Origin of the sequence: Cupriavidus necator, assembly GCF_040578825.1 — a bacterium.
In the GTDB taxonomy this organism is placed as follows: domain Bacteria; phylum Pseudomonadota; class Gammaproteobacteria; order Burkholderiales; family Burkholderiaceae; genus Cupriavidus; species Cupriavidus necator_E.
This window is the reverse complement of sequence record NZ_JBEFLI010000041.1, coordinates 1-15,716: the sequence shown is the minus strand read 5'-3', so window position 1 is coordinate 15,716 and position 15,716 is coordinate 1. Positions and strand designations below refer to the sequence as shown.

Annotated in this window: 12 protein-coding genes; 11 read left to right on the top strand and 1 reads right to left on the bottom strand. The window is 66.1% G+C overall.

Annotated features, from left to right (window positions below):
- The first annotated feature begins 229 nt into the window (after positions 1-229).
- Positions 230-1,426 carry a formaldehyde dehydrogenase, glutathione-independent gene (gene fdhA, locus AB1I47_RS20075; protein WP_354685483.1) on the top strand — a complete coding sequence of 399 codons (1,197 nt, stop codon included), beginning with the start codon at positions 230-232 and terminating at the stop codon, positions 1,424-1,426.
- Positions 1,427-1,688: 262 nt separating this feature from the next.
- On the opposite strand, the gene AB1I47_RS20070 is transcribed toward fdhA, so the two are convergent.
- Positions 1,689-2,714, bottom strand: a complete 1,026-nt coding sequence (locus AB1I47_RS20070) for a GlxA family transcriptional regulator (RefSeq protein ID WP_354685482.1) — start codon at positions 2,712-2,714, stop codon at positions 1,689-1,691.
- Between the two features lie 450 nt (positions 2,715-3,164).
- On the opposite strand from AB1I47_RS20070, the gene AB1I47_RS20065 reads away from it, so the two are divergent.
- The 10 genes from AB1I47_RS20065 (at position 3,165) to AB1I47_RS20020 (ending at position 15,563) form a co-directional block, all read left to right on the top strand.
- Complete coding sequence (locus AB1I47_RS20065) at positions 3,165-4,439, top strand: serine hydroxymethyltransferase (RefSeq protein ID WP_354685481.1); 1,275 nt, start codon at positions 3,165-3,167, stop codon at positions 4,437-4,439.
- A gap of 29 nt (positions 4,440-4,468) precedes the next feature.
- The gene (locus AB1I47_RS20060; RefSeq protein ID WP_354685480.1) at positions 4,469-5,440 is read left to right on the top strand and encodes a dipeptidase; all 972 of its coding nucleotides are present in this window, start codon (positions 4,469-4,471) and stop codon (positions 5,438-5,440) included.
- Between the two features lie 137 nt (positions 5,441-5,577).
- Positions 5,578-6,111, top strand: coding sequence for a DUF5943 domain-containing protein (locus tag AB1I47_RS20055; protein ID WP_354685479.1), 534 nt, complete (start codon positions 5,578-5,580; stop codon positions 6,109-6,111).
- Positions 6,112-6,171: 60 nt separating this feature from the next.
- Positions 6,172-8,235 (top strand): NADH:flavin oxidoreductase, encoded by a 2,064-nt coding sequence (locus AB1I47_RS20050; RefSeq protein WP_354685478.1) that lies wholly within the window; start codon positions 6,172-6,174, stop codon positions 8,233-8,235.
- Positions 8,236-8,237: 2 nt separating this feature from the next.
- Entirely contained in the window at positions 8,238-10,163 is a 1,926-nt protein-coding gene (locus tag AB1I47_RS20045; RefSeq protein ID WP_354685477.1) for a (Fe-S)-binding protein, read from the top strand.
- Between the two features lie 4 nt (positions 10,164-10,167).
- Positions 10,168-11,334: an electron transfer flavoprotein subunit alpha/FixB family protein gene (locus tag AB1I47_RS20040; RefSeq protein ID WP_354685476.1), complete on the top strand. Its 1,167-nt coding sequence runs from the start codon at positions 10,168-10,170 to the stop codon at positions 11,332-11,334.
- The gene (locus AB1I47_RS20035) at positions 11,331-12,116 is read left to right on the top strand and encodes an electron transfer flavoprotein subunit beta/FixA family protein (protein WP_354685475.1); all 786 of its coding nucleotides are present in this window, start codon (positions 11,331-11,333) and stop codon (positions 12,114-12,116) included. Before AB1I47_RS20040 ends, AB1I47_RS20035 begins: the two co-directional genes overlap by 4 nt.
- Positions 12,117-12,171: 55 nt before the next feature.
- Positions 12,172-13,413, top strand: coding sequence for an aromatic ring-hydroxylating oxygenase subunit alpha (locus AB1I47_RS20030; protein ID WP_354685474.1), 1,242 nt, complete (start codon positions 12,172-12,174; stop codon positions 13,411-13,413).
- Between the two features lie 20 nt (positions 13,414-13,433).
- Entirely contained in the window at positions 13,434-14,582 is a 1,149-nt protein-coding gene (locus AB1I47_RS20025; RefSeq protein WP_354685473.1) for an FAD-binding oxidoreductase, read from the top strand.
- Between the two features lie 117 nt (positions 14,583-14,699).
- Positions 14,700-15,563, top strand: a complete 864-nt coding sequence (locus AB1I47_RS20020; RefSeq protein WP_354685472.1) for a glycine betaine ABC transporter substrate-binding protein — start codon at positions 14,700-14,702, stop codon at positions 15,561-15,563.
- Positions 15,564-15,716: the final 153 nt, after the last annotated feature.

The window sequence follows — 15,716 nt, the reverse complement described above, 5'->3', positions numbered from 1 at the left end:
GGGCCGTATCGGCACCGTGCTAACGCGTGTCGGTATTGGACACAGGTCTCCCGGTCTCAGCTACACCACGCGTCGGCGGTCGCGGCGATGTCGGCGCTGTGCAAACGCTCGTCGGTTTTTGCACATCGGCACCCCGGTCTCCCGGACTACTCTCGAAGACACGTGCCGCGCATGCCGCGCCCACGGGTGTGGCGCGCGGCGCGATTCAACGAGACATGGAGACAATGCGATGAGCAGCAACCGAGGTGTCGTATATCTTGAGCCGGGCAAGGTCGAGGTACAGAAAATCGACTATCCGAAAATGGTGGATCCGACGGGCCGCGCGATCGGCCACGGCGTGATCCTCAAGGTCGTGACCACGAATATCTGCGGCTCGGATCAGCATATGGTGCGCGGCCGCACGACTGCGCCGATGGGGCTGGTGCTCGGTCACGAGATCACCGGCGAGGTGATCGAGATTGGCCGCGACGTCGAGACGCTGAAGATCGGCGATCTGGTGTCGGTGCCGTTCAACGTCGCGTGCGGGCGTTGTGCGATGTGCAAGGAGCAACACACCGGCGTATGCCTGAGCGTGAATCCGTCGCGTGCCGGCGGTGCGTACGGGTACGTCGACATGGGCGGGTGGATCGGCGGGCAGTCGGAGTACGTGATGGTGCCGTATGCCGACTTCAACCTGCTGAAGTTCCCCGACCGCGACCAGGCGATGGCGAAGATCCGCGATCTGACCTGCCTGTCGGACATTTTGCCGACTGGTTATCACGGTGCTGTCACCGCGGGGGTCAAGCCTGGCTCGACGGTATACATCGCCGGCGCGGGTCCGGTCGGCATGGCGGCGGCGGCTTCGGCGCGGCTGCTCGGCGCGGCCTGCACCATCGTCGGCGATATGAACCCGGCGCGTCTGGCCCATGCGAAGGCGATGGGCTTTGAAGTGGTCGATCTGTCGAAAGATGCGACGCTCGGTGAACAGATCGCCGAGATTCTTGGCACGCCGGAGATCGATTGCGCGGTCGACTGCGTCGGTTTCGAAGCGCACGGGCATGGTGCGTCGGGGCACGCGGAGGAGGCGCCGGCTACGGTGCTGAATTCATTGATGGAAATCACGCGGCCCGCGGGGGCGATCGGGATTCCCGGGCTGTACGTGACCGACGATCCGGGCGCAAAGGACGCAGCGGCGCAGCACGGCAGCCTGAGCATCCGCTTCGGGCTTGGCTGGGCGAAGTCGCACTCGTTCCACACCGGCCAGACGCCCGTGCTGAAGTACAACCGCAACCTGATGCAGGCGATCCTGCACAATCGCCTGCCGATCGCGGAGATCGTCAACGTGTCAGTGATCTCGCTCGATCAGGCCCCGGAAGGGTACAAGCAGTTCGATGGCGGTGCGCCGCGGAAGTTTGTCATCGATCCGCATGGGATGCTGGCGGCGTGAACGGTTGTACGTGAGGCTGCTGACAGAGCGAAAACTGAGAGTTTTTCTCCCCTCTCCCCGCTTGCGGGAGAGGGGCGGCGGAGAGGGCAGGCCTGTGCCTTGCGATATGGCTTGGTGGTTCGCGACGTCCTGGCCCTCACCCTAGCCCTCTCCCGCTAGCGGAAGAGGGAACCGGTCAGCGGTCATTCAGGCACCATCGTCCAACGCACCGCTTGTTTTCTCTCTTCTCCCGCAAGCGGTAGAGAGAAGCAAACAGCGTGGATCACGCGTGCATCACCGCAGAATACTTCGCCGACCCCGCCATCCCCGCCGCCTTCGCCAGCGGCGCGACCTGCTGCCTGCGTTCGCGCGTCGGCGCGACGCCGAACGCATCGCGGTAGCTCTTGCTGAAATGGCACGCGGACTGGAAGCCGCACACCATCGTGATATGCATGATGGACATGTCGGTCTGCAGCAATAGCTCGCGCGCCCGGCGCAGACGCAGCGTCAGGTAGTAATGCGTCGGCGTCATCCCGAGATGGTCGCGGAACAGGCGCTGCAACTGCCGCTGCGACATGCTCGCCAGCCGTGCGAGCTCTTCGCGCGACAGCGGCTCCTCGATATTGTTTTCCATCAGCGAGATCACCTCGAACAGCGACTTGTTCGCCGAGCCCAGGCGCGCGACCAGCGGCATCTTCTGCTGCGCGCTCGTGTCGCGCACATGTTCGACGATGAACTGCTCCGCGATCTGGGTGACGCGTGGGGTGCCGATGCGCTTGGCGATCAGGTGCAGCATCATGTCCAAGGGCGCGACGCCGCCCGTGCAGGTGACACGGTCGCGATCGATCACGAACAGTTCCTTCAGGAAGCGCGTGTCGGGAAACTCCTCCTTCAGCGCCGACATGTTCTCCCAGTGGATGGCGCAGGCATAACCGGCGAGCAACCCCGATTTGGCCAGCGCGTAGGTGCCGGTACACAGGCTGCCCAGCACGATGCCCTCGCGCGCCGCGCGGCGCAGCGCCGACAGGTGTTCCGCCGTCGTCGCGCGCTGCACGTCGACGCCGCCGCAGACGAAGACGATGTCCGGGCGCCCGATGCTGTCCGTGCGGCAGGTGTCGAGCGCCAGTCCATTGCTCGCCGTTACCGGGCCGCCCTCCGGGCTGACGATGGACCAGCGGTACAGCTCCTGGCCGCTGAGGTAGTTCGCCATCCGCAGCACCTCGATGGCGCTGGTAAACGCAATCATCGAGAAGTTGGGCAGCGGCATAAAGGCGAAGTGGGACAGCGACGCGGTTCGGTCGGGTGACATGGGGGCGTTCCTTGATTTCAGATGGCTTTCAGGTCTGATGCCTGGATACCGTCGAAGGCTTTATTGATAAAGCGGGCGCAACAAACGTGCCATACGGCGAAACCCTACATTTGTGGGGCCGTGGCCCCGGCGCCGCGCGGCTGTTGCACCGCAGGGGTGACAAGCCGCACTTGCGCCGCGCCAGCGGCACTGCCGTAGTGCAATGCAGCATCCGGCGAGTGCGCGGCACGGCGGCTTTGCTGTGGTCCGGCTGCGTCCCATGGCCGACTTGTGCAAATCGGACGCGAATGGCGGAAAAGGAAAAGATCGCGTCTGAATTCATCAATCGACGGAAAACCCGAACGACAAGAATAGAGCCGTCGGCAACGTGCGCTGACCACCCGGGAATACCAGGCGCAGCGCACCTTACCCGCCTGTCAGGCAGCCACCTCAATCCCTCACGGAAGCTCTATGTCGAACACCCAGTCATTCTTCTCGCAGCCCCTGGCCGAGCGCGACGCGCTGGTGCGCGGCGCCCTCCTGAAGGAACTCGAGCGGCAGCAGTCGCAAGTCGAGCTGATCGCTTCGGAAAACATCGTGTCGCGCGCCGTGCTCGAAGCGCAAGGCTCGGTGCTGACCAACAAGTACGCGGAAGGGTATCCGGGCAAGCGCTACTACGGCGGCTGCGAGTTCGCTGACCAGGTCGAGTCGCTCGCGATCGAGCGCGTGAAGCAGCTCTTCAACGCCGGCTTCGCCAACGTGCAGCCGCACTCCGGCGCGCAGGCCAACGGCTCGGTCATGCTTGCGCTGACGAAGCCGGGCGACACCGTGCTCGGCATGTCGCTCGACGCGGGGGGTCACCTGACCCATGGCGCGAAACCCGCACTGTCGGGCAAGTGGTTCAACGCCGTGCAGTACGGCGTAAGCCGCGACACGATGCTGATCGACTATGACCAGGTCGAAGCGCTGGCCCATGAGCACAAGCCGAGCCTGATCATCGCCGGCTTCTCCGCCTATCCGCGCAAGCTGGACTTTGCCCGCTTCCGTGCGATTGCCGATAGCGTGGGCGCGAAGCTGATGGTCGACATGGCGCACATCGCCGGCGTGATCGCCGCGGGCCGCCATCCCAATCCGGTCGAGCACGCGCACGTCGTCACCTCGACGACTCACAAGACCCTGCGCGGCCCGCGCGGCGGCTTTGTGCTGACCAACGACGAAGAGATCGCGAAAAAGATCAACTCGGCCGTGTTCCCCGGCCTGCAGGGCGGCCCGCTGATGCATGTGATCGCGGGCAAGGCGGTCGCCTTCGGCGAGGCGCTGCAGCCCGAGTTCAAGACTTATATCGACAACGTCCTCGCCAACGCCGCGGCGCTCGGCGAAGTGCTGAAGGCGGGCGGCGTCGACCTGGTCACGGGCGGCACCGACAACCATCTGCTGCTGGTCGACCTGCGTCCGAAGGGGCTGAAGGGCACGCAGGTCGAACAGGCGCTTGAGCGCGCCGGCATCACCTGCAACAAGAACGGCATTCCGTTCGACACCGAGAAGCCCACCATCACCTCGGGCATCCGGCTCGGCGCCCCGGCCGCAACCACGCGCGGCTTCGGTGTTACGGAGTTCCGCGAGATCGGCCGCCTGATTCTCGAAGTGTTCGAGGCGCTGCGCGCCAACCCGGAAGGCGACCAGGCCACCGAACAGCGCGTGCGCCGCGAGATCTTCGCGCTTTGCGAACGCTTCCCGATCTACTGACCCCCGTACCAACAAGACTGGAGCAACCAATGAGCGCGCTGCATCAAGACAGCATCATCATCGACGGCCTGAACATCTCCAAGTTCGAGCGTTCGGTGTTCGAAGACATGCACAAGGGCGGCATCACCGCCGCGAACTGTACGGTGTCGGTCTGGGAGAACTTCACCAAGACCGTCGACAACATCGCGCTGATGAAAAAGCAGATTCGCGATAACGGCGAGCTGCTGACGCTGGTGCGGACCACCGACGACATCCTGCGCGCGAAGCGTGAAGGCAAGACCGGCGTGATCCTGGGCTTCCAGAACGCGCACGCGTTCGAGGACAACCTTGGCTATATCGAAGCGTTCGCCGACATGGGCGTGCGCGTCGTGCAGCTCTGCTACAACACGCAGAACCTGGTCGGTACCGGATGCTATGAGCGTGACGGCGGACTGTCCGACTTCGGCCGCGAAGTCATCACCGAGATGAACCGTGTCGGCATCATGGTCGATCTGTCGCACGTCGGCGGCAACACCTCATCCGAAGCGATCGCGTTCTCGAAGAAGCCGGTCTGCTATTCGCACTGCCTGCCGTCGGGCCTCAAGGAACATCCGCGCAACAAGAGCGACGCGCAATTACGGGAGATCGCCGATGCGGGCGGCTTCGTCGGCGTAACGATGTTCGCGCCGTTCCTCAAACGCGGCATCGACGCAACGGTCGACGACTATATCGAAGCGATCGACTACGTCGTGAACCGGATCGGCGAGGACGCGGTCGGCATCGGCACCGACTTCACCCAGGGCTACAGCACCGAGTTCTTCGACATGCTGACGCACGACAAGGGCCGCTATCGCCGGCTGACCAACTTCGGCAAGGTCATCAACCCGGAAGGCATCCGGACCATCGGCGAGTTCCCGAACCTGACCGCGGCGATGGAGCGCGCGGGCTGGAAGGCGTCGCGCATCCGCAAGATCATGGGCGAGAACTGGGTGCGCGTGTTCAAGGACGTCTGGGGCGCATAAGCCCGCATAAAGCCGCCAGTTTTTTTTACGCGAATCACAAGACACGGGACGTGCCCGCGCGACAGACGCGGGCACGCGGGCGATGCCGCGCCTGCGCGATGACGCAAACGGCCATTTTTCCTCACGGAGTCACCACGATGCAACCGCAACTGCCGATCAACGTCGATCCCGATACCGGCGTCTGGACCACCGACGCGCTGCCGATGCTGTATGTGCCGCGCCACTTCTTCACCAACAACCACGTGGCCGTGGAAGAGGCGCTCGGCCGCGATACGTACGCGGAAATTCTCTACAAGGCCGGCTACAAGTCCGCCTACCACTGGTGCGACAAGGAAGCGAAGCTGCACGGGATCAGCGGGATGGCGGTGTTCGAGCACTACCTGAAGCGGCTGTCGCAGCGCGGCTGGGGGCTGTTCTCGATGCTGGAAGCCGATCCCGCGGCGGCCCGCGCGCGCATCGCGCTGCGCCACTCGTCGTTCGTGCTGGCGCAGCCGGAAAAGGAAGGCAAGCTTTGCTACATGTTCGCCGGCTGGTTCGCCGGCGCGATGGACTGGGTCAACGATACGACCCCGGCAGGCAAGGGCGCCCCGCGCGCGCAATCGAAGGAAGTGCAGTGCGCGGCCGAGGGTCACGATCATTGCGTGTTCGAAGTGTCGCCGGTCGCCCCCTAACTCCCCACTGACCGCACCCGTCCGCAGTACGAAACATACAAACGCCAGAGGTCGTCCGCGATGCGTTATCCCCACTTGTTCAAACCTTTGCAGCTCAACCAGCTGACGCTGCGCAACCGGATCGTCAGCACCGCGCATGCCGAAGTGTATGCCGAGCCGGGCGGCCTGCCGGGCGACCGCTACATTCGCTATTACGAGGAGAAGGCCAAGGGCGGCGTCGGGCTGGCGATCTGCGGCGGCTCGAGCCCGGTGTCCATCGACAGTCCCCAGGGCTGGTGGAAATCGGTGAACCTCGCCACCGACCAGATCATCGATCCGCTGTCGCGTCTCGCCGAGACGATGCACCGCCACGGCGCCAAGATCATGATCCAGGCCACGCACATGGGGCGCCGCTCGGCATTCCACGGCGAGCACTGGCCGCACCTGATGACGCCGTCCGGCGTGCGCGAGCCGGTGCACCGCGGCAACGCCAAGATCATCGAGGTCGAGGAGATCCGCCGGATCATCGCCGACTTCGCGGCCGCCGCGAAGCGCGTGAAGGACGCGGGGATGGACGGCATCGAGATCTCGGCCGCGCACCAGCACCTGATCGACCAGTTCTGGAGCCCGCGCACGAACTTCCGCACCGACGAGTGGGGCGGCAGCCTGCAGAACCGGCTGCGCTTCGGCGTCGAGGTGCTGCAGGCGGTGCGCGAGGCGGTCGGCAAGGATTTCTGCGTCGGCCTGCGCATGTGCGGCGATGAATTCCATGAGGACGGGCTCGATCACGAGCAGCTCAAGGAGATCGCGCAGGCGATGTCCGAATCGGGGCTGATCGACTACCTCGGCGTGATCGGTTCCGGCGCGGATACGCACAACACGCTCGCCAACTGCATGCCGCCGATGGCGCTGCCGCCGGAACCGTTCGTGCATCTCGCCGCGGGTATCAAGGCGGTGGTCAAGGTGCCGGTGATGCACGCGCAGAGCATCCGCGACGCGGGCCAGGCCGAGCGCCTGCTCGCCAGCGGCATGGTCGACCTGGTCGGCATGACGCGTGCGCAGATGGCCGATCCGCATATGGTCATCAAGATCCGCGACGGGCGCGAGGACGAGATCAAGCAATGCGTCGGCGCCAACTACTGCATCGACCGGCAGTACAACGGCCTCGACGTGTTATGCGTGCAGAATGCCGCGACGTCGCGCGAGGCAACCATGCCTCACCTGATCGAGAAGTCGCGCGGCCCGAAGCGCAAGGTGGTCGTGGTCGGCGCGGGCCCGGCGGGGCTGGAGGCGGCGCGCGTCGCGCGTTCCCGCGGACATGAGGTCGTGCTGTTCGAGAAGAACGCCGAAGTCGGCGGGCAGATCATGCTGGCGTCGAAGGCGCCGCAGCGCGAGCAGATGGCGGGCATCGTGCGCTGGTTCGACATGGAGACCAAGCGCCTCGGCGTCGACCGGCGCCTGGGCGTCGAAGCCGACGCGAAGATGATCATGGCGGAGAAGCCGGACATCATCGTGCTGGCGACCGGCGGCCGCGCCTTCTCCGACCAGGTGCCCGCATGGGGCGTCGCCGAGGGGCTGGCAGTCAGTTCGTGGGACGTGCTGTCGGGGCGGGTCGAGGGCAAGCAGAACGTGCTGGTCTACGACGGCGTGAGCACGCACGCCGGCGCGGGCGTGGCCGACTACCTGGCCAGCCGCGGCGCCAAGGTGGAAATCGTCACGCCGGACGTGAAGGTGGCCGATGACTGCGGCGGCACGACGTTCCCGATCTTCTATCGCCGCCTGTACGCGCAGGGCGTGATCCACACCCCGAACTACTGGCTCGATCGCGTCTACGAGGAGGACGGCAAGAAGATCGCGGTGCTGCGCAACGAATACACGGAAGAACTCGAGGAGCGCGCGGTCGACCAGGTGGTGATCGAGAACGGTTCGACGCCGAACGACGCGCTGTACTGGAAGCTGAAGCCGGAATCGGTCAACCGCGGCCAGGTCGACGTGCATAAGCTGTTCGCGGCGGAGCCGCAGCCGTGCCTGTCCGAGACGCTCGGCAACGGCCGCTTCCTGTTGTTCCGGGTCGGTGACTGCATCTCGATGCACAACATCCACGGCGCGATCTACGACGCGCTGCGGCTCGTGAAGGATTTCTGACGATGAACCCGTCCAACCTGATTACCGTCCTGCTCTGGCTGTCGGTGGCGGGACTCGCGTTCGCGGTCGTGAAGCGCGCGTCGTACTGGCGGCTCGGGCGGGCGAGCGCGCCCGGCACGTTCGGCATAGCCAACCTGTTCGCGATCCCCAAGCGCTATTTCGTCGACCTGCACCACGTCGTCGCGCGCGATCCGTATATCGCCAGGACGCACGTCGCGACGGCCGGCGGCGCGATCGGCGCGCTGGCGCTGGTGTTCGTCAACTACGGTCTCGCCATCTACTCGCCGTGGCTCGACAAGCTGACCTTTGCCGCGGCGCTGGTGATGCTGGTCGGTGCGGTGTTCGTGTGGCGCCGCCGCCGGGCAAAGGACGTGCCCGCGCGTCTGTCGAAGGGGCCGTGGAATACGCTGCCATGGCTGCTCGGTTCGTTCGCGCTCGGCCTCGCCCTGTTCTCGCTGGTGCCGGCCGGTCTGATGTCGGGCGCGTTCGCGGTGTTCTGCGCGGTGCTGATCGCCGTCGGCGCGCTGGCCATGACGGTCGGCGCAGCGCAAGGCGGGCCGATGAAGCATGCAATCGCGGGGCTGCTGCATCTCGCATTCCATCCGCGCCAGGAGCGCTTCGCGGCATCGCCCGAGTCGTATACCGGAACCGGCACCGCCACGCCGCCGACCGCGCTCAAGCTGCCCGACATCGAGCACCAGGAGTATGGCGTCGCCAAGCCGGTCGAGTTCCGCTGGAACCAGCTGCTGAGCTTCGACGCGTGCGTGCAGTGCGGCAAGTGCGAGGCCGCGTGTCCGGCGTTCGCCTCGGGCCAGCCGCTGAACCCCAAGAAGCTGATCCAGGACCTGGTCGTCGGGATGGCGGGCGGCACCGATGCCGCGTACGCAGGCAGCCCGACGCCGGGCATTCCGGTCGGCCGGCATCGCGGCGAGCCGGACAGCCAGATCGTGTCCGGCCTGATCGAGGCGCAGACGTTGTGGTCGTGTACGACCTGCCGCGCGTGCGTGCAGGAATGCCCGATGCTGATCGAGCACGTCGATGCGATCGTCGACATGCGCCGTAACCAGACCCTTGAGCATGGCACCGTGCCGGGCAAGGGCGCCGAAGTGCTCGCGAACCTGCGTGAAACCGGCACGATGGGTGGCTACGATACCGCTGCGCGCTATGACTGGTCGGTGGACCTGAATGCGCCGGTGGCGCAGCCGGGCAAGACGGTCGACGTGCTGATCGTCGCCGGTGAAGGCGCCTTCGACATGCGCTACCAGCGCACGCTGCGCGCGTTCGTCAAGGTGCTGAACCAGGCGGGCGTCGACTATGCGGTGCTCGGCGAGGTGGAAACCGACACCGGTGATGTCGCGCGCCGCCTGGGCGACGAGGCGACCTTCCAGCAGCTGGCGAAGCATTTGATCGGCACGCTCGGCACGCTGTCGTTCCGCCAGATCGTGACGGCCGATCCGCACGTGATGCATAGCCTGCGTAACGAGTACCGCGCGCTGGGTCTGCGTGTCGAGGTCAAGCATCACACCACCTATCTGGCCGAGCTGGCATCGAGCGGGCTGATCGCGCCGAAGGCGGTCGAGGCGCTGCGCGAGAAGCGCATCACCTATCACGATCCCTGCTATCTCGGGCGCTACAACGGCGAAACCGAAGCCCCGCGCAAGCTGCTGAAGACGATCGGCATCCAGGTGGTCGAGATGGAACGCAACGGCATGCGCGGCCGCTGCTGCGGCGGCGGGGGCGGCGCACCGTTGACGGATATCCCGGGCAAGCAGCGCATCCCCGACATCCGCATCGCCGATGCGCGCGCGGTGGGCGCGGACGTGGTCGCGGTCGGCTGCCCGAACTGCACGGCGATGCTCGAAGGCGTGGTCGGCCCGCGCCCGGACGTGCTCGACGTGGCCGAACTGGTCGCCGCCTCGCTGGAGTGAACCGATGAACACGATTAAACGAATCGACCCGCGCCGGCCGTTCATCATCACGGCGGCGGGCCTCAGGCGGATCACGCTGGGCGAGTCCGGCAGCGCGGACGCAAGCGCCGCGCACTGGCCTGCGCACGGCCATGGCGCCGAGGCGGCAAAGCCGCGGCGGATGGTGAAGGATCCGCGCCACGTGCTGCTGGTGGCCGCGCACAGCGAGCGCGGGGCGCTCGACGAGCATGCGCGCCAGGCAGTCGCGGCGGCCGCGCTGCTGGCCGATGCGCAGACCGAAGTCGCGCTGATGGTGTTTGGTGACATGAAGGATGACGCGGCGGCACTCGGCGCCGACAAGCTTGTCGTGCTGCCCGAGTTCGACCGGCGCACGTTCGCGCCCGACAGCGAACTGCGCGCGCTGCAGGCGTGCGCGACGGCGCTGTCGCCCAGGCATGTCTTCCTGCCGGACAACGCGAGCGGGGACGGCGACCTGGGTCGCCGGTACGCGGCTGCGACAGGCGCGAGCGTGGCGACGGAAGTGGTCGAGATCGACGCGCGCCACGTCGGCGTCTATGCGCATGCGAAGCGCGCTTTCGCCACCCGCGCGCTGCCGGAGGTGATCCTGCTCGCGCCGGGCGCGGTTGACACGAAGCTGCCGTTCACCGGCGCTGGCGAGCAGCTGTCCGGCGATTTCCTGCACGCCAGGGGCGGAACGCAACTGTATCGCGACCTCGGCCTGGAGGAGATCGACGCCGCGCAGGTCGCGCTGGAGGAGGCGGACTTTATCGTGGCGGCCGGCAATGGCGTGACCGATATCGGCGCGTTCGAGCGGCTCGCGGGCGCGTTCGGCGCGGCGATCGCCGCGAGTCGCGTGGCGGTCGATAACGGGCATTTCACGCGCGACAAGCAGGTCGGCGCGACCGGCAAGACGGTCGAGGCCAGCGTCTACATTGCGTTCGGCATTTCCGGCGCGGTGCAGCACCTGCAAGGCATCAAGGACTGCCGTCACGTGATCGCAGTCAACCTGGACGGCAGCGCGCCGATCGCCAAGCGCGCGAACCTGACCATCGTCGGTGACGCGCAGGCGACCATCGCCGCACTGATCGAGCAGGTACAGGCCGCGCGCCCCGCACGGGGACAGCAACCGGCCGCAGCCCGCGCCCGGCAATCCGCAGGAGCCGCAGCATGAACGCCCCCAGACAAGTGCAACGCATCGCGGTGCTGGTGTCCGTAGGACGCCATCCCGTCAGTGGCGCGCCGCGCTACAGCCGCAACGACGCGGCCGCGCTCGAGATCGGCCGCGGCCTGGCGGACAAATATCGCGCGCAGCTCGCGGTGATCCACGCCGGCGACGCCGCCGATCCCGCGCTCAACGACTACCTGGCGCTTGGTGCACGCGAAGTCCATGTGCTCCCTTGCGCGGGTGGCGAAGATGCCGCACGCGTGCTCGCGGCCCATGTGAAGGACTATGACCTCGTGCTGACAGGCACCCGCGCGGAGGGTGCGTACGACACAGGAATGCTGCCGTACCACGTCGCCGCGGCGCTCGGCCGGCCGCTGGTGGGTTCGGCCGTCGACGTCGACATTTCCGGCGGGCGCGTCGCCGTGCGGCAGTTCCTGCCCAAGGGCCTGCGCCGGCGCGTCGATGCGGCGCTGCCGGCGGTGGTGGCCGTCCATCCGCTCGCGAACGCGCAGCCCCGCTACGCATACGCGCGGCTGCGCGCGGGCACGGTCCGGCCGGTGCCGGCGGCACGCTTCGAGGACGGCGCGGCCGCCGCCTGGACGCTCGGCGCCGTCGAGCGCAAGCCGGTCCGGCTGGCCGCCGCCGAGAAGCGGTCCGGGCATGCCCGGATGCTGTCGGCGACGACGACCGAGAGCCGCGGCGGAAACGTCGTAAACGGTGGGACTTCGGTCGAAAAAGCACAAGTGATCCTCGCCTACTTGCGCGAGCATCAACTCATCGACTACTGACACGTTGCCGGTCTGTCGGCAAGCAACCAGGGATGCAGGAAATCCGGAGCAAACAATGAAAGTATCGGCAGACATTCGTGCGCTGGTGGAGCGGCGCAAGACGGGATACAGCCTCGAGGCGCCTTTCTATCTGAGCGAAGAGATCTTCGCGCTCGACATGGAGGCGATTTTCCGCAAGCACTGGATTCAGGTGGCGGTCGAGCCTGACGTGCCGGAGCCGGGCGATTACGTAACGGTCGAGCTCGGCCAGGACTCGATCCTGATCGTGCGCGACGACGACATGCAGGTGCGCGCGTTCCACAACGTCTGCCGCCATCGTGGCGCGCGGCTGTGCAACGCGGACAAGGGCACGGTCGGCAACATCGTCTGCCCGTATCACAGCTGGACCTACAACCTGAACGGCGACCTGATGTTCGCCGAGCACATGGGCGAGAAGTTCGACCGCTGCAAGCACAGCCTGAAGTCCGTTCACGTCGAGAACCTCGCCGGCCTGATCTTCGTCTGCCTCGCGGACGAACCGCCAGCCGACTTTGCGGCGATGCGTGCGGCCATGGAGCCGTACCTGCTGCCGCACAACCTGGCGGACACCAAAATTGCCGCGCAGATCGATGTGCTCGAGAAAGGCAACTGGAAGCTCACGATGGAGAACAACCGCGAGTGCTATCACTGCGTGGCGAACCATCCCGAGCTGACCATCTCGTTGTACGAGTACGGCTTCGGCTACCAGCGCTCGCCCGCCAATGCCGAGGGCATGGAAGCGTTCGAGCGCACCTGCATCGAGCGTGCCGCGCAATGGGAAGCGATGAGCCTGCCGTCGGCCGAGATCGAGCAACTGCTCGACACCACCGGCTTCCGTACGCAGCGCCTGCCGCTCGACCGCAGCGGCGAATCGCAGACGCTCGACGCCAGGGTTGCGTCGAAGAAGCTGCTCGGCAAGTTCGAGCAGGCCGATCTGGGCGGGCTGTCGTTCTGGACGCAGCCGAACTCGTGGCATCACTTCATGAGCGACCACATCGTCACGTTCTCGGTGATTCCGCTGTCGGCCGGCGAAACGCTGGTGCGCACCAAGTGGCTGGTCCACAAGGATGCGCAGGAGGGCGTCGATTACGACGTGAAGAACCTGACCGCGGTCTGGAACGCGACCAACGACCAGGATCGCGCGCTGGTCGAGTACTCGCAGCGTGGCGCGGGCAGCAGCGCGTACGAGCCCGGCCCGTACTCACCCTTCACCGAAGGCCTGGTCGAGAAGTTCTCGGCCTGGTATATCGGCCGGCTGGCCGAGCAGATCGGCGCGTAGGCGCAACAGCGGAGGCAGACATGATGCGCGATGCGGTCTTTACCGAGCCAGCGGACAGCCGGGTGACGCGCCCGGCGTTCTGGAGCGCGCTCCCCGAGCGCTGGACGAGCGAGGTCGAGGAGACGCTCGTGTGCTGCCACGTGCGGCAGGAAACGCACGACGTGAAGAGCTTCTTCTTCCGTTCGCCAGGAGGGCGCGCGTTTGTGTTCGAGCCGGGGCAGTTCATCACGCTGGAGCTGGACATCGATGGCGAGACGATCAATCGCTGCTACACGATCTCGTCGTCGCCCGCGCGGCCGCACACGATTTCGATCACGGTCAAGCGCGTGCCGGACGGCAAGGTGTCGAACTGGCTGCATGACCACCTGAAGCCGGGGGCGTCGATCCGGGTGCTCGGCCCGGCTGGCGAGTTCACGTGCGCGCGGCATCCGGCGCGCAAGTACCTGTTCCTGTCCGCGGGCTCCGGCATCACGCCGCTGATGTCGATGAGCCGGGCGCACCACGACCTCGCCGAGGACCGGGACATCGTGTTCGTGCACAGCGCGCGCACGCCGGACGACATCATCTTTGCGCGCGAGCTCGACCTGATCGCAGCGAGCCATGCCAACTTCCGCACGTCCTTTGTCTGCGAGCGGCTTGGCGCGCGTACCAGCTGGCCGGGCGTGACGGGCTTCCTGTCGCTGCCGCTGCTGAAGCTGATCGCGCCGGACTTCATGGAGCGCGAAGTCTTCACGTGCGGGCCCGCGCCGTACATGAAGGCGGTGCGCGGCCTGCTCGACGAGGCGGGTTTCGACCGCAGTCGCTACCACGAAGAAAGCTTCTCGTTCGAGACGCTTACGGCGGAAGCCGAGGCCGACGAGGCTGCCGGCGACGCCGTGCCGGCGACAAACGGCGATGCAGCCACGGCGCAGTTCAGCGTCAGCTTCGCGAAGAGCCAGCGCGAGATCCTCTGCGGCGAGGGGCAGCACGTGCTCGATGCGGCGCGACAGGCAGGCGTGCGGCTGCCGGCGTCGTGCACGCAGGGGATGTGCGGCACCTGCAAGGTCAGGCTGGTTTCCGGGCAGGTCGAGATGAAGCACAACGGCGGCATCCGCCAGCGCGAGATCGACCAGGGCATGGTGCTGCTGTGCTGCAGCAAGCCGCGGTCGGATCTCGTGATCGACAAATAAACGGGGAACGCCTGCCAGGCAGCGGGCGGAGCATGACGTCTGTCGCGGAGCCTGGCCACGGCGGATAACGATTCTAACGATACGGGGCGCTACCGCTCCGGCCACTGGAGGTATGCCATGAAGCTTCTCGCAAAGCTGTTTTGTGCCGGCGCAGCGTCGGTGATGTTGACATGGAGCGCGCTGGCGCTCGGGGAGACCAAGCCGACCTTGAAGATAGGCTACGTGGAGGGCTGGGACGACAGCGTCGCGACGACGAACGTCGCGGCACGGATCATCGAGAAGAAGCTGGGCTACCCGGTGCAGCTCGTGCCGGTCGCGGCGGGCGTGATGTGGCAGGGCGTCGCGCGCGGCGATCTCGATGCGACGCTGTCCGCCTGGCTGCCGGTGACGCAGGGCGCGTACTGGGACCAGTTCAAGGCCAAGGTGGTCAATCTCGGACCGAACTTCACTGAAGCACGGATCGGCCTGATTGTTCCCGCATCGGTGAGCGCGAAGAGCATCGACGACCTGAACGCGCAGAAGGGGACATTCGAAGGCCGTATCGTTGGCATCGATGCCGGTGCCGGCGTGATGCGCAAGGCGTCCGAGGCGATCAAGAGTTATGGGCTCAGTTATTCGCTGATGCCGAGTTCGGGCAGCGCGATGACCGCTGAACTGGCGCGCTCGATGAACGCGAACAAGCCGGTGATCGTCACGGGGTGGGCGCCGCACTGGATGTTCGCGAAGTGGAAGCTGCGTTTCCTGGAGGACCCGAAGAAGGTGTTCGGCGATGCCGAGCATGTCGACAACATCGTGAACCCGGGCCTGGAGACGAAGGCCAAGCCGGTCGTCGCCTTCCTGAAGAAATTCCAGTGGAAGGCGGGCGAGATCGACAGCGTGATGCTGGCGATCCAGAACGGCACCAAGCCCGATGCGGCGGCCGATGCGTGGATTGCCGCGAATGCTGAACGCGTGAATGCGTGGGTGGAGGGCGCGCGTTAGGCCCCGCTGATTGCGGAAAAAGTCTCTTATGCCGCCGGTTTGCTCCCCTCTCCCGCTTGCGGGAGAGGGGAGCATACAAGCGGTCATTCATGGGCCGTAGGGTGCTTTTCCTACTGAATAATCCCCCCGCCCAAACAAACCTCCCCGTCATAC